Raw genomic sequence first — 23,322 nt, 5'->3', positions numbered from 1 at the left:
GGGGAAGAAAGAATGCTAGTAGGTTATACAGAATGGCCAAAAGAATTTGCCGATCGTTACCGAGAAGAAGGATGTTGGCTTGGTGAAACATTTGGAGGAGTGTTAAGAGAGCGGGCTGAGAAATATGGAGATCAAATCGCGGTTGTAAGTGGTAAGAAGCATATAACATATAGTGAACTTAATAAAAAGGTAGATCGTTTAGCAGCAGGTTTACTGAATTTAGGAATAAAGAAAGAGGACAGAGTTGTAATCCAGTTACCTAACATTATCGAGTTTTTCGAAATATGTTTTGCACTATTTCGAATTGGAGCGCTTCCTGTCTTTGCACTGCCGTCACATCGAAGCAGTGAAATTAGTTATTTTTGTGATTTTGGCGAGGCGAGCGCTTACGTTATTTCAGATAAGGCTCTCGGTTTTGATTATCGAAAACTAGCAAGAGAAGTGAAAGAGAAAGTGCCAAATTTACAACATGTAATTGTAGTGGGAGAAGAAGAAGAGTTTGTGAACATAAATGATCTGTATATGGATCCCGTCTCATTACCAGAAGTTCAGCCAAGTGATGTTGCGTTTCTCCAATTATCAGGAGGCACAACAGGTCTTTCTAAATTAATTCCTAGAACACATGATGACTATATTTATAGTTTACGTGTTAGCGCTAAAATTTGTAATTTGAATGCAGAAAGCGTCTATATGGCAGTTCTTCCAGTAGCACACAATTACCCAATGAGTTCTCCAGGGACATTTGGAACTTTCTATGCGGGTGGAAAAGTGGTATTGGCAACCGGTGGTAGTCCAGATGAGGCATTTGCTCTTATCGAAAAAGAAAAAGTTACAATTACAGCGCTCGTTCCGCCATTAGCAATGATTTGGCTTGATGCTGCATCTTCTCGTAATACCGATTTATCGAGCCTAGAGGTTATTCAAGTAGGTGGTGCTAAGTTTAGTGCTGAGGTAGCAAGACGTATACGCCCTACATTTGGATGTACGTTACAGCAAGTATTCGGTATGGCGGAAGGATTAGTGAACTATACAAGATTAGACGATCCGGAAGAAATTATTATTCATACACAAGGTAGACCAATGTCTGCACTCGATGAAGTACGAGTTGTTGATGAAAATGACAACGATGTACAACCGGGCGAAGTAGGTAGTTTATTAACACGAGGTCCATATACAATTCGTGGTTACTATAAAGCCGAAGAGCATAATGCACGATCATTTACAAAGGATGGGTTTTATCGCACAGGTGATCTTGTAAAAGTAAATGAACAAGGATACATCATTGTAGAAGGAAGAGATAAAGATCAAATTAACCGTGGTGGTGAGAAAGTTGCTGCAGAAGAAGTTGAAAATCATCTATTAGCACACGATGCGATCCATGACGTAGCAATCGTATCTATGCCTGACGATTATTTAGGTGAACGCACCTGTGCTTTTGTTATAGTTCGCGGACAAGTTCCGGCAGTAAGTGAATTAAAAATGTTTTTAAGAGAACGTGGTATAGCGGCTTATAAAATTCCAGATCGAATTGAATTTATTGAATCATTCCCGCAAACAGGAGTCGGAAAAGTCAGCAAAAAAGAACTACGTAAAGTCATTGCTGAAAAACTTATTACAGTAAAACAATAATAAAAATCGGAAGGAAGTGATTAGATGGCCATCCCATCTATTTCAGTATATAAAATGCCAATTGAATCAGAACTACCAAAAAATAAAGTGAATTGGACACCAGATCCGAAACGTGCAGTACTTTTAATTCATGACATGCAAGAATACTTTCTTGATGCATATAGCGATAAAGAATCACCAAAAGTAGAACTTATTTCAAATATTAAAATGATAAGAGAAAAATGTAAGGAACTTGGTATACCAGTTGTTTATACAGCACAACCTGGTGGGCAAACGTTAGAACAACGAGGTTTATTACAAGACTTTTGGGGTGACGGTATACCTGCTGGACCAGATAAAAAGAAAATTGTTGATGAACTTACTCCTGATGAAGATGATATATTCCTAACAAAATGGAGATATAGTGCATTTAAAAAGACAAATCTATTAGAAATTTTAAATGAACAAGGAAGAGATCAACTCATTATTTGCGGTATTTATGCGCATATTGGCTGTCTTTTAACAGCTTGTGAAGCATTTATGGATGGTATAGAGCCGTTCTTTGTAGCAGATGCAGTTGCTGATTTTTCACTAGAGCATCATAAACAAGCATTGGAGTATGCATCTAATAGATGTGCAGTAACGACATCAACAAACCTACTGTTAAAAGATTTACAAAGTGTAAAAGGTGATGAGGGTGAAGGAATCACTATACAGGAAGTGCATGAACTAGTTGCACAACTACTTCGTGAGCCAGTAGAGAGTATTGATATTGATGAGGACTTATTAAATAGAGGGCTTGATTCGGTCAGAATTATGAGTTTAGTAGAGAAGTGGCGTCGTGAAGGGAAAGAAATCACTTTTGCAGATTTAGCAGAACGTCCAACTGTTGCAGGTTGGTACAGTTTACTATCTTCACAAACAGCACAGGTGCTGTAACAAATAGACTACATAATAAAGGGGTAGTAAAGAATGCCTAACAGTCAAAAGATTCGTCATTCGTTATCATCTGCGCAGTCTGGTATGTGGTTTGCGCAACAATTAGATCCGCTTAATCCAATTTATAATACTGGGGAATATGTAGAAATAAACGGAAATATTCATCAAGACATTTTTGAATTAGCTGTACGTAAAGTTGTAATGGAAACAGAAGCACTTCATGTTCGCTTCGAAGAGGATGAAATTGGCCCATGGCAAGTTATTGAAGAATCACAGTTTCATATGCATTTTATTGACGTTCGTAAAGAAGAAAATCCTGAAGAAGCTGCTAAAGTATGGATGAAAAATGATTTATCTATGCCAGTCGATTTGAAAAAAGATACTTTATTTACTGAAGCACTTATTCAAGTTGAAAATAATCGTTTCTTTTGGTATCAGCGCATCCATCACATTGTGATGGATGGCTATGGATTTTCACTTCTTAGCCAAAAAGTAGCGAATGAGTATACATCACTTATAGAAGAAACAAACAAGAATGAAAAACCATTTGGTTCTCTTGCAAAAGTCGTGCAAGAAGATATTGAGTATCGTGAGTCTAAACAATTTCAGGAAGATCGTACTTTTTGGTTAGAAAAGTTTGCAGATGCCCCAGAAGTTGTAAGTTTGGCAGAACGAGCACCGAGAACATCAAATGGATTTTCACGAGAAACAGCTTATTTATCTAGTTCTAGCACGAAAACTTTACTAGAAGATATCAATATTTCGTTAACAAGTTGGCCGGAATTCATTGTGGCTGTAACAAGTATTTATATGCATAAATTAACAGGTGAAAATGATATTGTTTTAGGTTTACCGATGATGGGACGTCTAGGTTCTGTATCTATTCATACACCAAGTATGGTAATGAATTTAGTTCCACTTCGTATTACAGTAACTCCAAATATAACTCTTGCGGAATTATTGCAGCAAGTTTCTAAAGAAATCCGAGATGTACGTCGCCATTATAAATACCGTCATGAGGAATTAAGAAGAGATTTAAAGTTACTAGGTGAAAATCAAAGGTTGTTTGGACCGTTAGTGAATGTTATGCCTTTTGATTACGGGCTTAATTTTGCTGGAAATCGTGGTATTACGCATAACTTATCAGCAGGACCTGTCGATGATTTATCGATAAATGTATATAAATGTTTTGATCAAAATGAGATAATGATTCATTTTGATGCAAATCCTGAAGTATATAATAACGCGGAGCTAGCATTGCATAAAGAAAGATTTATGAATCTATTTGAATTAGTAATAAATAATTGTGAGAAAAACGAGTCGATTGGAAAAATAAACATTACTCTGCCTGAAGAAAATCATAAAGTTTTATTGGAATGGAATGAAACGAAGGAAGACGATGAATTAATCAGTCTGCCTATATCATTTGAAAAACAAGTGAAAAAAAATCCCAATAAACTAGCGATTACTTGTGACGGTGTAATCCTTACGTATAAAGAGCTAAATGAACGAGCGAATGAACTAGCACATTATTTAGTAGAAGAAGGAATACGACCAAATCAGTTTGTAGCTTTAGTATTCCCTAGATCAATAGAAATGGTAGTTAGTATGCTAGCAGTCTTAAAGGCTGGTGCAGCGTATTTACCAATAGATCCAGAATACCCAGCAGATAGAGTTACTTATATAGTAAATGATGCAAAACCAGTTTGTATCATAACACATTCATCTGTTTCATCTAAGTTAGTTATAGAAAAGGATATGAAAAAAATTGTATTAGATGACGAAGAAACGAAACTAGCGTTACATACATATTCTCGTATGAATATAGCATGTAAGAATGATGTATCACTGTTAAACCCAGCCTATACAATATATACTTCAGGCTCAACAGGAAACCCAAAAGGTGTAATTGTTCCTATGAGAGGTTTAAGTAACTTTTTAATGGCTATGCAACAAAAGTTTTCATTAAATGAAAATGATCATTTATTAGCAGTTACAACGTTTGCATTTGATATTTCTGCACTAGAAATTTATTTACCTCTTATTAGTGGTGCAAGTTTAACAATTGCGCAAAAAGAAGACATACAAGAGCCTTCTGCATTAACGACACTTTTACATGAAGAAAGAGTGACCATTATGCAGGCTACACCGACGCTTTGGCAGGCGTTAGTAACTGATTATCCAGAGAAGCTACAAGGGCTAAGCATACTTGTTGGTGGTGAAGCTCTTCCAGCGCATTTAGCAAATAAATTACGAGAATTAGGTTGCTCAATAACTAATTTATATGGACCAACTGAAACGACGATTTGGTCTACTTTCATGAACATTGATGAAGGTGAAAAGGGCATACCTCCTATTGGAAAACCAATTTGCAATACAGAAGTGTATGTATTGGATGCAGGGTTACAACCAGTGCCACCTGGAGTTATTGGGGAATTATATATTGCAGGGGAAGGACTTGCAAGCGGATATTTAGGAAAACCTGAGTTAACAGCTGAACGGTTTGTTGCAAATCCTTATGGAGAATCAGGGAAGCGCATGTACCGTACAGGAGATCTTGTGAAATGGCGTAGTGATGGTGCGTTAGAGTACATTAGTCGCGCAGATCATCAAATTAAAATTCGTGGATTCCGAATTGAATTAGCTGAAATTGAAACGGTATTACAACGACATGAAAATATTCAACAAGCGGTAGTAATGGTACGAGAAGATCGTGCAAATGATAAACGCATCATTGCGTATATCGTTGCAGAAGAAAAGGAACAGATTAATCTTTCAGAAATTCGTTCTTATGTTTCAGAAAGTTTAGCGAATTATATGATACCATCGACATTTGTTGTGCTAGAAGTATTACCATTAACGCCAAATGGTAAGGTTGACAGAAAGAAATTACCTGCTCCTGATTTTAATGGAATGAACAATGAGAGAGTTGCTAGAAATCCGAAAGAAGAAATATTATGTGATTTATTTGCAGAAGTACTTGGTGTTTCTCGAATTAGCATTGATGATAATTTCTTTGAAATGGGTGGACATTCACTTCTCGCATCTCGTTTAATGGCAAGAATTCGTGAAACGTTAAGTGTGGAATTAGGAATTGGGAAACTATTTGAATCACCAACTGTTGCCGAACTGGCGAAACAATTAAACCATGCAAAAAGCGCAAGACCAGCTATTCAGAAAGCAAGTAGGCCAAATGAAGTTCCACTTTCATTTGCACAGCGCAGGTTATGGTTCTTAAATTGTTTAGAAGGTCCAAGTCCTACTTATAATATTCCGCTAGTCATTCGTATGAATGGAATATTGAATCGGGAAGCATTACAAGGTGCTTTTTATGATGTAGTTGAGAAACATGAAACACTTAGAACAATTTTCCCTAACGTATTAGGTAGTTCCTATCAGAAAATTTTAGATATGGAAAACTTAAATTTAGAAATGGTTATAACTAATACATGTAAAGATGAATTAGAAAGTGTACTTTCAGAGGCGGTAAGATATAGCTTTAACCTCGATTTTGAGCCGGCAGTTCGTTTGCAACTTTTTACAATGAGTGAAAACGAACATGTATTATTAATTCTATTACATCATATTGTAGGTGATGGCTGGTCATTACAGCCGTTAACGAGAGATTTTACAGCGGCGTATAAAGCGCGATGTCAAGGTGACAGAGTTCAGCTGGAGACACTACCAGTTCAATACGCAGATTATGCACTTTGGCAACAGCAATTGCTAGGTGATGAAACGACACAAGAGAGTCTTATTTCAACACAATTAGATTTTTGGAAAGAAGAACTTAAAGGTTTACCAGACCAAATGGAGTTACCTACAGATTTCCAGCGTCCAATTGAGACGAGTTACCGCGGGGAAACAATTCATTTTCATATAGATGAAGGTATGCATAGTAGGTTAGTAGAGCTTGCACGTAAAAATGGAGTTAGTTTGTTTATGGTATTGCAAGCAGGGCTTAGTGCACTATTTACAAGATTAGGTGCAGGCACTGATATACCAATTGGAAGTCCGATTGCTGGAAGAAATGATGATGTACTTTCAGATATTGTTGGTTTATTTGTAAATACATTAGTGTTACGTACAAATACTTCAGGAGATCCAAGTTTTAAAGAATTATTAAATAGAGTGAAGCAGGTAAATCTTGCAGCTTATGAAAATCAAGATGTTCCATTTGAAAGGCTTGTTGAAGTATTAAATCCAGTACGTACTCGAAACAGCCATCCGTTGTTTCAAGTTATGTTAGCTTTTCAAAATACACCAGAAGCAACGTTTCATGTACCAGATTTAGAAGCGAGCCTTGAAATTCAAAGCGTTGGTTCTGCAAAATTTGATTTAACATTTGAAATTAGTGAGAGTAACGGGGTTGATGGTACTCCGAACGGTTTACATGGATTACTAGAGTTTAGTACCGATTTATATAAACGTGAAACGGTTCAAAAACTAATAGAACGATTCATTTTGTTATTAGATGATGCAACTACAAATCCAGATCAATCCATTGGCAGATTAGAAATATTAACTTTAGCAGAGAAAAATACAGTGTTAGAAAAGTGGAATGGTGGTTTTCAAATTGCACCAGAAATGACATTGCCACAATTGTTTGAAAAGCAGGCTCATATAAATCCAAATTCTATTGCTGTTGTCTTTGAAGATAAGAAATTAACTTATGAAGAGTTAAATAGAAAAGCAAATAAAATAGCTCGATTCCTAATAGCAAAAGGGATTGGTCCTGATCAACTCGTTGCTTTAGCGATGCCAAGATCATTAAACATGGTTGTAAGCTTATTAGCTGTTCTTAAAGCTGGTGCTGGATACCTTCCGTTAGATCCAGATTACCCAGCAGACCGTATTTCATTTATGCTACACGATGCGAAACCATCATGTGTTTTAACGAATTCAGAAGTGGAAATTGAATGTAATGAGGCACTAAAAGTTTTAGTTGATGATGTGAAAGTAATAGCAGAGGTTGAGAAATATAGTGAAGACAATATTGATGAAGTGGAACGAATTAAGCCATTATCTCCATCACATATTGCTTACGTTATTTATACGTCAGGGTCAACGGGCAGACCGAAAGGCGTTATGATACCTCATCAAAATGTAGTGAGACTTTTAGGAGCAACTGATCATTGGTTCCAGTTTGACGGAAACGATGTTTGGACGATGTTCCATTCATATGCTTTTGATTTCTCGGTTTGGGAAATTTGGGGACCTTTATTATACGGAGGGCGTTTAGTTGTAGTCCCACATACTGTAAGTCGCTCGCCGAAAGAATTTTTACAGCTTCTTGTTAAAGAAAAGGTTACGGTTTTAAACCAAACTCCATCAGCGTTCTACCAATTGATGCAAGCAGATCGTGAAAATGAAGAGATTGGCCAAAAATTATCTTTACGATATGTTGTTTTTGGAGGAGAAGCACTTGAGCTAAGTCGCTTAGAAGATTGGTATAGTCGACATCCTCATAACGCACCAAAGCTTATTAATATGTATGGTATTACAGAGACGACAGTACATGTTAGTTATATTGAATTAGATGAAACTATCGTCTCTTTACGGGCAAATAGTTTAATTGGGTGCAGTATACCTGACCTTAAAGTGTATGTGTTAGACAACTATTTACAACCAGTCCCACCTGGAGTAGTTGGAGAAATGTATGTTGCAGGTGCAGGACTTGCGCGTGGATATTTAGGAAGAGCAGGATTAACGGCTGAACGCTTTATCGCAGATCCATTTGGCAAGCCAGGTACAAGAATGTATCGTACAGGAGACTTAGCTCGCTGGCGTAATGATGGGACGCTAGATTATATAGGACGTGCAGATCATCAAATCAAAATTCGTGGATTCCGAATTGAATTAGGAGAAATAGAAGCAGTCATAATGAAGCACCCTAAAGCTGAGCAAGTAGCCGTTATTGTACGTGAAGATCAACCAGGGGATAAACGGTTAGTTTCTTATATCGTTGCATCAAATAATGAAGCAATTGATACGAATGAAATGCGTCAGTTTGCTAGTGGTAGTTTACCAGATTATATGGTTCCATACGCTTTTGTAGTAGTAAATGAGTTACCTTTAACTCCAAACGGTAAATTAGATAGAAAGGCATTGCCAGCTCCAGCATTTATCGCATCATCTTCTAGTCGTGGTCCAAGAACACCGCAAGAAGAAATGTTATGTGACTTGTTTACAGAAGTGCTAAGTGTACCTCAAATTGGAATTGATGACGGATTCTTTGATCTTGGTGGTCATTCACTCCTTGCAGTGCAGCTTATGAGCCGCATGAAAGAGGCGCTTGGAGTGGAACTAAACATTGGTACTTTATTTGCAGCACCGACTGTTGCAGGGTTAGCTGAAAGACTTGAGATGGGGAATGGTCAAAGTGCACTTGATGTGTTGCTTCCATTACGAGCAAGCGGGGATCAATTACCACTATTTTGTGTACATCCAGCAGGTGGATTAAGTTGGTGCTATGCAGGACTTATGAAATCTTTAGGAACAGATTATCCAATTTATGGTGTGCAAGCACGTGGTATTGCTAAAAATGAAGAACTTCCAAAAAGTTTAGAGGAGATGGCGGCGGATTACTTGAAACACGTTCGTGAAGTACATCCTCATGGACCATATCGTTTATTAGGTTGGTCGCTTGGAGGAAATGTTGTGCATGCAATGGCGGCGCAATTACAAAATGAAGGGGAAGAAGTAGAATTACTCGTTATGCTTGACTCTTATCCTGGACACTTCTTACCGAATACGGAAGCGCCTACTGAAGAGGAAGCGTTAATCGCATTACTTGCTTTAGGCGGATATGACCCAGATAACATGGATGGTAAACCACTTACAATGGAAAGTGCAGTTGAAATCCTTCGTAAAGATGGAAGTGCATTAGCAAGTCTTGAAGAAGAGACTATATTGAACTTGAAAGAAACATATGTAAATTCAGTAGGGTTGTTAGGGAAATATGTACCGAAAGTTTATAACGGAGATATCCTGTTCTTTAGATCTACTGTTATACCAGACTGGTTTGATCCTATTTCTCCAAATACGTGGCTAAATTATTTAGACGGGCAAATTGTGCAGCACGATATTGATTGTAGACATAAAGATCTATGTCAGCCAGGTCCGCTTACGGAAATTGGACAAGTATTAGCGAAATATTTGCAGAATAAGAAAGGGGTAAGTAGAGTATGACGAATCCATTTGAAAATGATAATTACACATATAAAGTATTAATAAATGAGGAGGGCCAGTATTCTCTCTGGCCTGCTTTTCTCGATGTACCTATTGGCTGGAATATCGTATATGAAGAAGCTAGTAGGCAGAGCTGCTTAGAATATGTTGAATATAACTGGAAAGATTTGAATCCAAAAAGTAATCAAGTTCGCGAAAAAACATTAGCAGGAAAACGATAATGAAAGAAAAACTAAATCCAAAAGTAGTTGTAAGTATCGTTTATATAACTGCGATGTTTATGGCTGCGATGGACGCAACGATTGTAAATGTAGCACTGCAAACGATAAGTAGAGAACTACAAGTACCTGCATCTGCAATGGGGACGGTTAATGTTGGGTATTTAGTTAGTTTAGCTGTTTTCCTTCCGATTTCTGGTTGGTTAGGAGATCGATTTGGTACGAAAAGAGTGTTTTTAATTGCTCTTTTCGTATTTACGATTGCCTCTGCTTTATGCGGAATGGCTAACGATATTACTTCATTGAATATTTTCCGTATTATTCAAGGTGCTGGTGGAGGGCTTTTAACACCAGTTGGAATGGCAATGTTATTTCGAACATTTTCACCAGAGGAAAGACCGAAGATTTCTCGGTTCATTATACTTCCAATTGCTGTAGCACCAGCAATTGGTCCTATCATCGGTGGTTTCTTTGTAGATCAAATGTCTTGGCGTTGGGCATTTTATATTAATCTACCGTTTGGAATCGTTGCATTGCTATTTGGACTTCTATTTTTAGCAGAGCATGTTGAAAAATCAGCTGGTCGCTTTGATTCGCTCGGCTTTATTTTATCAGCACCAGGATTTGCGATGCTCATATATGCGCTCAGCCAGGGACCATCAAAAGGGTGGATTTCTCCAGAAATTATGAGTACTGGGATAGCTGGGGGTGTATTCATTACATTGTTTATAATCGTAGAACTGAAAGTAAAGCAACCGATGTTAGATTTACGTTTATTAAAAGAACCAGTGTTTAGAAAGATGAGTCTTATATCATTATTTTCATCAGCTGGTTTACTAGGAATGTTATTTGTTTTTCCACTTATGTATCAAAATGTGATAGGAGTTTCCGCGCTGGAATCAGGACTTACGACATTTCCAGAGGCGATTGGATTAATGATTTCTTCACAAATTGTGCCATGGTCATATAAAAAATTAGGAGCGCGAAAGGTAATTTCTATTGGATTAATTTGTACCGTGGTTATCTTTGTTTTATTAAGTTTTGTAAATCACGATACGAATCCGTGGCAAATCCGCGCATTATTGTTTGGTATCGGTATTTTCTTAGGTCAATCTGTCGGTGCGGTTCAATTTTCTGCCTTTAACAATATCACGCCGCCTTCTATGGGGAGAGCTACTACTATATTCAATGTGCAAAATCGATTAGGTTCAGCAATAGGAGTAGCTGTTTTAGCTAGTATACTAGCTGGTTTTGGAAGTAATAACGCTCAATCCGATTTTTTACCATATCAAGCAGCATTAATTGGATCAGCAATATTTTTGCTCATAGCACTACTATTTTCTTTACGTATTTCCGATAAAGAGGTAATGTCAAAGAAGAAAGAAAAAACATTATCTGTATCAGAAAAAGAGAAAGTACTTGTCAATGAATAACAATATACGCATGCTTTCTTATGAAAATTGGTATTCGTTGAATAAAGGAGAGTTTACATGATAGAAAGTAAAGTTGTAGATTCTATTCCAACTTTGAATGAGAATGATTGTCAAATATGGTGGGCAAGAATTTCGGATTTACAATCATGGCATTACAATTTACTAAATGATATAGAGCGAGAGAAAGCAAATTCGTATCATCATTCGGCAGATCGAGCTCGTTTTATAATAGGTTGCGTAATAAGTAGATTAGTTCTCGGTAAGATACTTTCTATGTCACCAGTCCAAGTACCAATTGATCGAATGTGCTCAGTATGTAAAGTGCAGCATGGAAGACCACAATTACCAGAAGGTATGCCGCAATTATCCGTTTCGCATTCAGGTGAGTGGGTTGTCGTTGCTTTTACAAAATCTGCACCTGTTGGCATAGATGTAGAACAAATGAATCCAAATGTAGATGTTATGAAAATGGCAGAAGGTGTATTAACAGACATTGAAATAGCGCAAGTTATGAAACTGCCAAATGAACAGAAAATAGAAGGATTTTTAACATATTGGACTCGAAAAGAAGCGGTGCTGAAAGCGACAGGTGAAGGACTAATGATTCCGCCAGTACATATTACAGTATCAGCTCCAAATGATCCTCCAAACTTGTTGGTTTTTAAGGATAGACAAGAGTTATTAAATAATACAATGATGGAAGATGTAAAGCCTAGTTTAGATTATAGGGCCTCTGTTGCAATATTCAGTAAGGAAGTAACTGAAATTACGCAATTAGATGCGGCAGCACTTTTAAATCTTAAATAAAAAAATTATAGAAGAGGTGTTCCTCATGTTAGTAGCGGAAAATAGAAAGAATGAATTCACTTATAACGTACAAGCAATTAAAAATATTTTATTTTCTGGAGATACATCATCCATTCATGCTTTAGAAAAGCTTTTAAATGATACAGTTCAGTTTGATGTTCTTGAACAAGAGGCACTTGGTAGACAGTACATTCCGAAAGAAGCAAAGAATTTCTTTGATAAAGATGGAACATTTCTTTACCGTGTATCTAATGTTAGTTATAAAGGCAAGGTGTTATCTGAAAATCTAATTTTTGCAGACACTTCGTTTTTACCGGACGCAATAAAGAGTGAATTAGAGAGTGGAAATATTCCTGTTGAAAAGCTTATAGAAAAGATGGAAGTAAGAAGAAATGTATTATATGAAGGATATCAGCCATCTGGAAATATTATCGAATTGTTTGATGGATGTTCTGTTACAGCGAATGTGTATCCAACTAGAAAGTATCAAATTGTAAGTAAATGCAAATGTGTATTTTATATTTGTGAAGTGTATCATGCAGAGAATATAAAGCAATTGCTTAAATAAAAACAAGAAACCAGCCTATAAAATGGCTGGTTTCTTGTTTATTTAACAGCTTCTTTTAATTCTTTACCTGCTTTAAATGCAGGAACTTTACCAGCGGCGATTTGAATTTCTTCGCCAGTTTGCGGATTACGTCCTGTACGAGCAGATCTTTCGCGCACTTCAAAAGTTCCAAAACCGATTAGTTGAACTTTATCTCCAGATTGTAATGCATTAGCAATTGTGTCAAATACGGATTGTACAGCTGCAGAAGCGTCCTTTTGAGAAATATCAGCTGATTGAGCTACGTTTTTAATTAATTCTGTTTTGTTCATGTTTTCACCTCATAAAAAAATTTTTGGAATGAATGTTTTAGTATAATAGATAGTAAAGATAAAGCTATCACTATGATTAGATAGAATACTATATAATTATGTTAATTTCGTTGCAAGAGACTGAATCCCTTCTATTATTTAGGGATTAATTAAGAATCGATGCATATAAAAAGCTTTAGTATGAGGATGAGGGGGAGTATATGAATGATTTTTCGTGAAAAAAATGACAAGGAAAGTATATTAATTCGTCAACATGACCATGGTTTTTTAGCTGGAGAGATTGCAAAACATATAAAAGAAGACTTTTTTGAAAGTAAAACATATTTAAAAGAAACAGTTGATGCAATATATGAGCATGACAGAGGATGGATAGAGCTTGATAAAGTACCAATTTTGAATGATGCTAAAAATATTCCATATACATTTATGGATTGTCCAAGCCCATTACGTTTTGTTTTTTATACGATTGGTTTGAATGAAATTGAAAATTCTAATCCATACGGGGCATTGGTTTGTAGTAAACATTTTTTATCATTTCCACTAAACGAGGAAGATGAAGAGATGATGTCATTTTATAAACATGAATTAGAACGACAAAAAAGAATCTTGAAAACGTTAACAAAAGAACAGTTTGCGATGTTCGATAAACATTATAAATTATTAAAGTTTTGTGATGAACTTTCTTTATACGTATGTATGAATAAGCCTGGTGTCAAAAAGAAAGATGAAATTGATTTATTTAAAGATGGTTTTGAAGGAACAGAAATGTTTAATAGTGAAGAGGAGAAACTTATTCAAGCTGAATGGGTGGACGAGGAAACAATTCGGATTACACCATTTCCATTTCAAACGGAATTTTATACGTATGTAAAATATAAAACGATAAATAAGCATGAAATGAAAGAAAAAGGGGTTGCAAAGGCTGATAGAGAATCAGAAATGAAGAAACAAACCATTCGTTTCATACAATAAGGAGGTAATATAAATTGAAAGATTATATATTAAAACAGTGTGATTATCATGCTTGGGCCAATACAAGATTATTCAATCGATTAAAAGAGTTACCAAACTATGAGACGATTTTTAATGAGCAGATACAGAGTGTATTTCCATCCATTAAGGATACTTTTGTGCATATTTATATTACAGATCAAGTGTGGTTACATATATTGCATGGTAAAAGTATGAATGAAGCAATACAAGACCGAGAAGATTTACGAAAACAAATTGAAACTAAATCGTTACATGAATTAGAAAAAATGTTTGAAAACATGGCAAATCAATATAAAGATTTTTTAATTACAATACAAGATGTGAATGCTGTATTTGTTATTGAGAATCCATATGTAGGGAAATTAGAAACTTCGATTTTAGAATTAGTGCAACATGTCGTAAATCATGGTACATATCATAGAGGAAATATAACAGCGATGATCCGTCAACTTGGTCATTCGTCGACAATGATGGATTTTGTACTGTATTTACATATGGTTAAAAAGCAGGGAGAGTAATATAGTTTGTAAGAAGGAGAGGCTTTAATTATAGAAGTCTCTCCTTCTATTTTATTCCGCATTCATGGTAGATCGACTGATTAAAGTTTTCTTAAGAAGCTTTATTTTCTTGTAATTGCTTAGCGTATTGTACAGCCTTATATGCATTGACTCTACCGTTTTTCCAGTACGTACCTGTACCACTAATTTTATCAGAAGTTGACTCAATAATTTGGCGAATTTGTGTATTACTATATCCTTGATTTGCTAAAAGAGCAGCGACTCCTGCAACATGAGGTGTTGCCATAGATGTACCACTTAATGATTGATACGTGCTTCCTTTATATGTTGAATATATATTTGAACCTGGTGCTGCAACATCTACCCAGCTACCATAAGTAGAGAATGAAGATTTTCTATCTGATTGATCTGTAGAACCAACTGCAATTACTTCGCTGTAATAAGCAGGGTAATTAGCTTTTGTATTTCCAGCATTTCCAGCAGCTGCAACTATAACAGAGCCTTTATTCCATGCATATTGAACGGCTTGTTGTAATGCAGTACCACCATTTGGAGCTCCTAAACTTAAACTAATTACTTTTGCACCCGAATCAGCAGCTTCTCGAATACCTTGCGCTACAGCATCAAGAGTACCACTTCCTTGATTATCTAATACGCGGACAGCATAAATTGAAGTTTGTGGGGCAACACCAGCAATTCCGACGCTGTTATTCGTAAGTGCTCCAGTAATTCCAGCGCAATGTGTACCATGACCATTACCATCATCAGATGTATTGTCGTTATCAACATAATCATGCCCGTAAATTACTTTCGAAGCCAGATCAGGGTGTGAGCCTTGAACTCCTGTATCAATAATAGCTACTTTTACACCCGGATCACTTCGTTGGCTATCCCAAGCTTGTGGAGCTTGAATCTTTTGTAATCCATATTGATTATTAAAATATGGGTCGTTTGGAGTCCAAAAGGCGTGAACGTAATAATTTGGTTCTGCATATTCCACATCTGGATTATTTTTATAACTCTTTATTTTTTCTTTTACAGTACCTTTTGAAAATTGTACGACTTCAAAACCTAACTTATCATCTTTAGATAAGACATTAGCTCCGACAGATTTATGAAAAGATTGCACATTACTTAAAGATGCATTTTGTTTGAACTTAACGATTAATTGGTTAGGAACATAATCAGTAGATGATGTTTCAGCACTTGAAGTATTCGTGTTAAAGAAGAAACCACCAATAATAAATGATAAAACAGATAGGAAAACAATGATTTTGTTTTTCAAAAGATTTTTCCTCCCTTTTCTTGGATGAGTTTTTCAGCGACACTTTAATGTCGCATTCCTTTTCAACTATATAGTTAGACCATACGATTTATGACATTTATGTGAAAAACTTTTGGAGGAATAAAAAGGAGTAAATATTGATATAAATATATTTTTAATGATAGTAATTAAGTAAAAGAGGGGATGAAAAAAGGAATGCTCATCATGTATGAGTCATTCCTTTTTTCATAGATTAACTTGCCTGTTTTTTATTATTTTCTTTCAATTTCTCTGCTTGTAAAAAGCGATTCGTTTCAGCAACAACAATACTACTTAATCCAATCAAACCAATCAAGTTTGGAATTGCCATAAGTCCATTTGCAATATCAGCAAATGTCCATACGATTCCTAGCTTTAAATTAGCACCAATTGCAATCATGAAAATAAAGATTGCTTTATAATATTTAACTGCACTTTCTCCGAATAAATAAGCTACACATTTTTCTCCATAATACGACCAGCCTAAAATAGTAGAGTAGGCAAATAAAATAATTGCGATACCGAGAATCATACTACCAGCAGTACCGAATACAGATTGGAATGCAAGTGTTGTAGCTTCAACACCAGTTTTACCTGATTTCCAAGCGCCTGTAGTAATTAATACTAGTCCTGTAATTGTACATACAATAAACGTATCTAGAAAAGTACCAGTCATTGAAACTAAAGCTTGCTTTGCAGGCGAATCGGTTTTTGCCGCCGCCGCCGCAATTGGTGCACTACCTAAACCAGCTTCGTTCGCAAATACACCACGCGCCATTCCGATTTGGATAGCTGATGCAACTGTTGCCCCAATAAAACCACCAGCAGCTGCTGTACCATTAAATGCACCAGAAAAAATAAGTGAAAATGCTTCTGGAATTTGGTCGTAGTGATAGAAAATAATTATAAGACCAGCAATTATATAAAAGAAAGCTTTAATAGGAACGACATATCCCGTCACTTTCCCGATTTTTTTTACACCGCCTAAAATAACAATTGCGATTAAAAATGACATTACTATACCAGTTAAAGCAGGAGGGAAAGAGAAATTAATTCGCATTGCCTCTGCAACTGAGTTAGATTGCACCATATTACCAATACCGAAAGAAGCAGTTGTACCAAATATAGCGAATAATATAGCAAGCCATTTCTTACCTAAACCACGCTCTAAATAATACATTGGTCCACCTGAATATTCACCATTTTCATTACTAACACGGTATTTCACTGCAAGTATTGCCTCTGCATACTTTGTTGCCATACCGAATAAAGCGGTAATCCACATCCAAAATATTGCACCAGGACCACCAATTGTAACCGCTGTTGCAACACCGGCTATATTACCCATACCAATCGTTGCGGCCATAGCTGTCATGAGTGCTTGGAAGTGACTAATATCTCCAGAAGAAGAAGTATCTTCTGATTTTTTAAACGCTAGTTTGTGAGCGTATAATAGTTTACTAAACTGTAAACCTTTCAAACGCACTGTGAGAATGATACCTGTTCCAACGAGTAGCAACAAAGTTGGTAATCCCCACACGTATTGATTTAGTTGTTCTAATACTTTACTTACTGTCTCCATCTTTATTCTCCTTTTTTAGAAAAAATAAAAACCACTTCAAGTAAATGAAATGGTCTCTGGAGAAACAAGGGATAGAAAAATAAACCGATACAATCGGCTTTTTCTTTCGCTTGTCTCTGTCCTTTTACCTGAGAGATTATCCGCTAAAGTAGCGGATTTGCTCCTTCGGTGCTCGTTTTCCTCCGCGCTCTATGAAAGCGAGAGGGAGTCTCTCCAGAGATTCGTCCCCATGCAGTTCTACTTGTAACCAAGACCTGAGAGTTTCAAAGCTGGTATAACAACTTTTTGCCCCGTCGGTAGATCAATAGACCTTCTCCTGAATGGTTCATCCGAATTATAAAATTTATAAACACATTGATTGTAAATCAATAAAAACATTATAGACATACAAATTGTGAATTGCAATCATTTTTTATTTTAAAATAGTAAATAGTTTTATTTTTTTGTAAGTCCTAATTTATCTTCAACTTCATTTAAAGTAGATAAAGCGATGACAATATGTTGATCCGCAAGTCCTAAAGCTTGTTTTGTTTTTTCAATAGTTTCATTGGTTGGAGTAGAGTTATTTGCTCCGTCTATAATCAAATTTGCTGCATTTTTCATGAAATTTGATGCGGATTTAAACTGAGTTGTGAATTGAAGTAGTTGTTTTTGTATATCTATATCTGTTATGTTTTCTTCAATTTTAAGCGTGTCTATTTCGTTCATAATTGTTTCGTACTGTTTGGAAACAGCACTCATTGTAACTAATAGTTTATTTCGATCTACTGAATCTCCATTCGTGTTAATCTCTTCCCAGGCAGGTAACCAATCTTTTTCGATGATGTCATTATAGTGAGTAGTCAATTCATGAATTTTAGGTTGTAATTTCGTTTTGAAAGTTTTTGTCTCCGCTGTTTCTACAGTTGCTTTTTCGTTGTTATTTTTAACATTAGTAACATAGAAAATCGTACCGAAAATGATGAAAATAGAAATAACAACTGTCCATTTAGTAAAAAGTAATTTCTGCAATATGTAACGCCTCCAAAATTTAAAAACTTATAATTATAATATATAACAATAATGTTGTTTAAAGTAGAGAAAATAGGTTAGAAATAATTTAAATTATGTCTTTTCTATACACGAATAATTAAATTTAGTAAAATGATGAAAGCTATATGCGAGAAAAGAGGGTTTTTAGTGAAAATGAATAGAAGAAAACTGGTTTTAAGTATTTCAATGGCTATGTTATTAGTTGGTTTATTTGCACTCATATATGTAGACAAAGAATCTAAAATTAAAGATTTTCCAGTGCCAATGTCAGCAATCCATATTAACGATGATAATGAAGAGGACTATCAATATATAAGTGTAATGCCTATTACAAAGGCAAATGGATGGGAGAACTTAGGGGAAAACGGGCATACTGTTAGTTTTAAAAAAGGGGAAAGGAAGGTAGCAGTAGTACATTATCCGGGAGAAATTACGTATTATTTATTTGAGAAAAAGATGAATAAGGGAGATTAGCTAAAGATGTAATTCATTAAGAGTTACATCTTTTTTTATTCTGAATCATTTGAAATTAAATTCGATAGATGTTTTGATAGATGTAGTGATAAATATGATTAGTTCTATATGCCTATAAAGAGTATTAGGGTGATTATAAAAATATTATGTGAACTAATTATTGTGAGAAGAAGATAAATTATATGCTAAAGGGGGATTTAAAAATGTTACTAAAAACAATCTACTGTAAGGTGGAAGAAGAGAAAAAGAAATTGTTTTCAAATGCGCAAGAAAAATGGAGTGATATACGGCATCTAGATGGTTTTCATGGACAATTTGGTGGATGGTATGAAGATGAGGCATGTGTATTTACTTTATGGGAAGATAGAAGTACATATCAATCATTTATGAATGGTGCTCACGATACAATTTATTTAAATAGTAATCAAGAGGATACGTTTCTTTCGTGTGAAATTGAATTATTTCAAACGTTGTATGATATAACTGATACGCATTTGAAAGACGTTGTTACAGAAGGATCATTCGTAAGAGTTGCTATATGTGATGTAAAGGTGGAAAAGGAAAAGTATTTTTTACAGAAGCAAGAAACAATTTGGAATAAAGGAATGGAAAAAGCAAAAGGAATGTTAGGTGGAGTAGTTGGGAAGTCTTTAAAAAATGAAAATCGTTACATAGTGTTAACATATTGGAAAGATGAACAGACGCATCAAAATTATGTGGAAGAGATTTTCCCAGATTTATATAAATTAGCTAATATTCATGAAGATATAGAAGAGATAAAAGGAAAACAAGCTGTATGTAAGGAAGAATGGCTTGTATATTAAACGCTGAAAAAGTGTATAAATGAATGTATAATAAAGATATTTTCTTATAAACAAGTAATTAATAGAAGACGTTATATACCCTTTCATGTTAATATATTTAAGTTATAATAGGAGGCTTACCCTTTTGTATTGTACGGTAGAAGCAGTGTGAGCTTGAAATTTTTTTAGAAAAGGATGTGCCTAATTTGCGTATCAATAAATTTATTAGTGAAGCTGGAAAAGCGTCTCGACGTGGAGCGGATAAACTAATTAATGAGAGAAGAGTAATTATTAACGGTAAGGTTGCAAAAATTGGTGACCAAGTGAACCCAGGTGATGATGTACGAGTAAATGGAGAGCAGCTTCGAATTGCTCGAGATCACGTATATATCGCTTTAAATAAACCAGTAGGTATTACATGTACGAGTGAAAAAGCTGTAAAAGGTAATATTATCGATTTAGTGAACCATCCTTTACGAATTAGTCACATTGGACGTCTTGATAAAGACTCAGACGGTTTAATTTTGTTAACGAATGATGGTGATATTGTTAATGAAATTTTACGTGCTGAAAACAAACATGAGAAAGAATATATCGTTTCAGTAGATAAGCCAATTACACCTGATTTCTTAGAGAAAATGGCAGCGGGTGTTAAAATTTTAGGAACAAAAACGCTTCCTTGTGAGGTTACACAGTTATCAAAATATGAGTTCCAAATTATTTTAACACAAGGGCTAAATCGTCAAATTCGCCGTATGTGTGAAGCTTTAGGTTATCAAGTATACACGTTAAAACGTACGAGAATTATGAATATTGAATTGAATAATTTACCGGTTGGGCAGTGGAGAGATTTAACAAAGAAAGAGAAAAGACGTCTATTTGCAGACTTAAATTACGAACCACAAGATTGGTAAAATTGTGAAGTGAAACCAAAAAAATTTGGTTTCACTTTTTTAATTAAATAAATAATTTTTTTAAACACTTGCAAAAATAAAATGAATAAGATATATTAAATAACAATAAATGGATGTTTTACAAAAAGCACAGAAAAGGACACGAGTTATTTTACCCGGTTATACAGAGAAGGAAGGAAAGCTGAGAACTTCCTAACGCAGAAAAATAACTTACCACCTTAGAGCTGCACTAGGGAAATTAAGTATCTAGTGCCGTGTATGCGACGTTATCGCAAAAGAAGCCATTATGTTTTTTGTGATGGGAATCTGGGTGGAACCACGGATATAAGCATATTCGTCCCTATATTTAGGGATGAATATGCTTTTTTGCATTCAATTTCATAATAAGCGAAGAAAAGGACACGAGTTATTTTACCCGGTTATACAGAGAAGGAAGGAAAGCTGAGAACTTCCTAACGCAGAAAAATAACTTACCACCTTAGAGCTGCACTGGGGAAATTAAGTATCTAGTGCCGTATAAACGACGTTACCGTAAAAGAAGCCATTGCATTTTGTGATGGGAATCTGGGTGGAACCACGGGTAAAAGCACGCTCGTCCCTATGTTAGGGATGAGTGTGCTTTTTATTATGAAATGGAGAGATGAAAAATGAAAGAACAAATGATTGAAATTAAATTTCCAGATGGTAGCGTGAAAGAATTTGTAAAAGGAATTACTTTAGAAGAAATTGCGGGATCCATTAGCAGTAGTTTGAAAAAGAAAGCAGTCGCGGGGAAAGTGAATGATGGGTTATATGATTTACGCCGAAAGATTGAAGAAAATGCGGAGGTAGAAATCATTACTATAGATTCAAATGAAGGTGTAGAAATTACAAGACACTCTGCGGCACATATTTTAGCGCAAGCTGTAAAAAGAATGTATGGTGATATAAATCTTGGGGTGGGGCCTGTTATTGAAAATGGATTTTATTATGATATGGATCTTCCAAGTAGTGTAAACGTAGAAGATTTACGAAAAATCGAAAAAGAAATGAAAAAGATTATAAATGAAAATATAAAGATAGAACGAGTTGAGGTTTCTCGAGAAGAAGCAGCAAAACTGTTTCAAGAAATGAACGATCGCTTGAAATTAGAACTTTTAGAAGCAATTCCTAGTGGGGAAAGTGTAACACTATATAAACAAGGTGAATTTGTAGATTTATGTAGAGGGCCACATTTACCATCAACAGGTTATTTGAAATCATTTCAATTAACTCACGTTTCCGGTGCATATTGGCGAGGTGATAGTAATAACCAAGTGCTTCAGCGCATATATGGTGTTGCATTCTCTTCTCAAAAAGAATTAGAAGAGTATTTACATTTCGTTGAAGAAGCAACAAAAAGAAATCATCGTAAGTTAGGCAATGAGCTTGAGTTATTTATGTTTTCTGAAGAGGCTCCGGGAATGCCGTTTTATTTACCGAAAGGACAAATGATTCGTAACGAATTGGAAGCATTTTTAAGAGAAATTCAAAAAGAGTACAATTATCAAGAAGTACGCACTCCGTTCATGATGAACCAAGAAGTATGGGAGAGATCAGGGCACTGGGGACATTATAAAGATAATATGTATTTCTCTGAAGTAGATAATAAAAGTTTTGCATTAAAACCGATGAACTGTCCAGGGCACATGCTTATGTTTAAAAATAAATTGCATTCTTATCGTGAATTACCGATTCGTATGTGTGAATTCGGTCAAGTACATCGCCATGAATTTAGTGGTGCGTTAAACGGATTATTAAGAGTACGTACTTTCTGCCAAGATGATGCACATTTATTTGTAACTCCAAAACAAATTGAAAATGAAATCAAATCCGTAATGGCGCAAATTGATTACGTATATAAAACTTTTGGATTCGAATATGAAGTAGAGCTTTCTACTCGTCCAGAAGACTCAATGGGTGATGATAAATTATGGGAGCAAGCAGAAGCAGCATTAGAAAATGTATTACAATCGCTAAATTATAAATATAGACTAAATGAAGGTGACGGTGCATTTTACGGGCCGAAAATTGATTTTCATATTAAAGATGCTTTAAATAGAAGTCACCAGTGCGGAACAATCCAGCTTGATTTCCAAATGCCAGAGAAATTTGATTTAAATTATATAGATGAAAATAATGAAAAGAAAAGACCAGTTGTTATTCACAGGGCAGTTTTAGGGTCATTAGATCGCTTCTTAGCAATATTAATTGAGCACTTTGGAGGTGCGTTCCCGGCATGGGTGGCACCAGTTCAAGTGAAAGTAATTCCAGTTTCAAATGCAGTACATGAACAATATGCCAATGAGATTGCACTTAAATTAGCACAAGCTGGAGTTCGTGTTGAACAAGATGCACGAGATGAAAAATTAGGATATAAAATAAGAGAAGCACAAATGCAAAAAGTACCGTATGTTCTTGTTATTGGAGATAAGGAAATGGAAAACGGAGCTGTAAATGTACGTAAATATGGGGAAGAGAAGTCAGAAGTTATTGCACTAGATGTATTTGTGGCAACTATTGAAGAAGAAATAAAGAATAGAAAATATTGATTGTAAAGAAAACACACTATTAGAAATTAGTGTGTTTTCTTTTTTATCTTACAAAAAT

General features: G+C 35.3%; 17 protein-coding genes, 1 riboswitch and 2 other annotated features. Of the genes, 13 read left to right on the top strand and 4 right to left on the bottom strand.

The features are described 5' to 3' along the window. The first annotated feature begins 12 nt into the window (after positions 1 to 12). Genes ACTFN4_RS18210 through ACTFN4_RS18180 form a run of 7 tightly spaced genes read left to right on the top strand, consistent with a single transcriptional unit; the run spans position 13 to position 12,764 of the window. Positions 13 to 1,629 carry a (2,3-dihydroxybenzoyl)adenylate synthase gene (locus ACTFN4_RS18210; RefSeq protein ID WP_000960124.1) on the top strand — a complete coding sequence of 539 codons (1,617 nt, stop codon included), beginning with the start codon at positions 13 to 15 and terminating at the stop codon, positions 1,627 to 1,629. Positions 1,630 to 1,653: 24 nt separating this feature from the next. Further along, positions 1,654 to 2,547 (top strand): isochorismatase family protein, encoded by an 894-nt coding sequence (locus tag ACTFN4_RS18205; protein WP_025687424.1) that lies wholly within the window; start codon positions 1,654 to 1,656, stop codon positions 2,545 to 2,547. A 33-nt stretch (positions 2,548 to 2,580) separates the two neighbouring features. After that, positions 2,581 to 9,738: an amino acid adenylation domain-containing protein gene (locus ACTFN4_RS18200; protein WP_439962647.1), complete on the top strand. Its 7,158-nt coding sequence runs from the start codon at positions 2,581 to 2,583 to the stop codon at positions 9,736 to 9,738. Further along, the gene (locus tag ACTFN4_RS18195; protein WP_000184055.1) at positions 9,735 to 9,959 is read left to right on the top strand and encodes an MbtH family protein; all 225 of its coding nucleotides are present in this window, start codon (positions 9,735 to 9,737) and stop codon (positions 9,957 to 9,959) included. Before ACTFN4_RS18200 ends, ACTFN4_RS18195 begins: the two co-directional genes overlap by 4 nt. After that, positions 9,959 to 11,389, top strand: a complete 1,431-nt coding sequence (locus ACTFN4_RS18190; RefSeq protein ID WP_000660191.1) for an MDR family MFS transporter — start codon at positions 9,959 to 9,961, stop codon at positions 11,387 to 11,389. The genes ACTFN4_RS18195 and ACTFN4_RS18190 overlap by 1 nt, the downstream gene beginning before the upstream one ends. Before the next feature lie 57 nt (positions 11,390 to 11,446). Beyond that, the gene (gene sfp, locus ACTFN4_RS18185; protein ID WP_000573004.1) at positions 11,447 to 12,196 is read left to right on the top strand and encodes a 4'-phosphopantetheinyl transferase Sfp; all 750 of its coding nucleotides are present in this window, start codon (positions 11,447 to 11,449) and stop codon (positions 12,194 to 12,196) included. A gap of 25 nt (positions 12,197 to 12,221) precedes the next feature. Further along, complete coding sequence (locus ACTFN4_RS18180) at positions 12,222 to 12,764, top strand: hypothetical protein (protein WP_000959125.1); 543 nt, start codon at positions 12,222 to 12,224, stop codon at positions 12,762 to 12,764. Positions 12,765 to 12,802: 38 nt separating this feature from the next. Here ACTFN4_RS18180 and ACTFN4_RS18175 read toward each other — a convergent pair whose 3' ends face one another. After that, positions 12,803 to 13,075, bottom strand: a complete 273-nt coding sequence (locus tag ACTFN4_RS18175) for an HU family DNA-binding protein (protein ID WP_001043905.1) — start codon at positions 13,073 to 13,075, stop codon at positions 12,803 to 12,805. 204 nt (positions 13,076 to 13,279) lie between these two features. Here ACTFN4_RS18175 and ACTFN4_RS18170 point away from each other — a divergent pair, with 204 nt between their 5' ends. After that, positions 13,280 to 14,047, top strand: coding sequence for a DUF3891 family protein (locus ACTFN4_RS18170; protein ID WP_439962646.1), 768 nt, complete (start codon positions 13,280 to 13,282; stop codon positions 14,045 to 14,047). Positions 14,048 to 14,061: 14 nt separating this feature from the next. Further along, positions 14,062 to 14,586, top strand: a complete 525-nt coding sequence (locus ACTFN4_RS18165; RefSeq protein WP_000656267.1) for a DinB family protein — start codon at positions 14,062 to 14,064, stop codon at positions 14,584 to 14,586. Between the two features lie 91 nt (positions 14,587 to 14,677). Here ACTFN4_RS18165 and ACTFN4_RS18160 read toward each other — a convergent pair whose 3' ends face one another. The 3 genes from ACTFN4_RS18160 to ACTFN4_RS18150 form a co-directional block, all read right to left on the bottom strand. Beyond that, positions 14,678 to 15,871 carry a S8 family peptidase gene (locus tag ACTFN4_RS18160; protein ID WP_000790938.1) on the bottom strand — a complete coding sequence of 398 codons (1,194 nt, stop codon included), beginning with the start codon at positions 15,869 to 15,871 and terminating at the stop codon, positions 14,678 to 14,680. Positions 15,872 to 16,103: 232 nt separating this feature from the next. Next, positions 16,104 to 17,471 (bottom strand): alanine/glycine:cation symporter family protein, encoded by a 1,368-nt coding sequence (locus ACTFN4_RS18155; RefSeq protein WP_000451037.1) that lies wholly within the window; start codon positions 17,469 to 17,471, stop codon positions 16,104 to 16,106. A gap of 106 nt (positions 17,472 to 17,577) precedes the next feature. Further along, positions 17,578 to 17,698: riboswitch (glycine riboswitch) on the bottom strand. 208 nt (positions 17,699 to 17,906) lie between these two features. Next, on the bottom strand, positions 17,907 to 18,482 hold the full coding sequence (locus tag ACTFN4_RS18150; RefSeq protein ID WP_001170889.1) for a hypothetical protein: 576 nt from the start codon (positions 18,480 to 18,482) through the stop codon (positions 17,907 to 17,909). A 132-nt stretch (positions 18,483 to 18,614) separates the two neighbouring features. On the opposite strand from ACTFN4_RS18150, the gene ACTFN4_RS18145 reads away from it, so the two are divergent. The 4 genes from ACTFN4_RS18145 to thrS all read left to right on the top strand — a co-directional run bounded on the left by ACTFN4_RS18145 (position 18,615) and on the right by thrS (position 23,264). Then, positions 18,615 to 18,977 (top strand): hypothetical protein, encoded by a 363-nt coding sequence (locus tag ACTFN4_RS18145; protein ID WP_002197739.1) that lies wholly within the window; start codon positions 18,615 to 18,617, stop codon positions 18,975 to 18,977. 203 nt (positions 18,978 to 19,180) lie between these two features. Next, positions 19,181 to 19,801, top strand: a complete 621-nt coding sequence (locus ACTFN4_RS18140; RefSeq protein ID WP_025687526.1) for a YdbC family protein — start codon at positions 19,181 to 19,183, stop codon at positions 19,799 to 19,801. A 185-nt stretch (positions 19,802 to 19,986) separates the two neighbouring features. After that, complete coding sequence (rluF, locus tag ACTFN4_RS18135) at positions 19,987 to 20,694, top strand: 23S rRNA pseudouridine(2604) synthase RluF (protein WP_001222162.1); 708 nt, start codon at positions 19,987 to 19,989, stop codon at positions 20,692 to 20,694. 121 nt (positions 20,695 to 20,815) lie between these two features. Further along, positions 20,816 to 21,039 (top strand) — a binding site (T-box leader). Between the two features lie 36 nt (positions 21,040 to 21,075). Continuing rightward, positions 21,076 to 21,297, top strand: a binding site (T-box leader). Between the two features lie 44 nt (positions 21,298 to 21,341). Next, a complete protein-coding gene (gene thrS, locus ACTFN4_RS18130; protein WP_048656799.1) occupies positions 21,342 to 23,264 on the top strand; it encodes a threonine--tRNA ligase in 1,923 nt (640 codons plus the stop codon). The last annotated feature ends 58 nt before the right edge of the window (positions 23,265 to 23,322 follow it).

Origin of the sequence: Bacillus cereus group sp. MYBK95-2 (genome assembly GCF_051915225.1) — a bacterium.
Classification (GTDB): Bacteria; Bacillota; Bacilli; order Bacillales; family Bacillaceae_G; genus Bacillus_A; species Bacillus_A cereus.
This window is presented reverse-complemented; position numbering and strand designations above follow the sequence as displayed.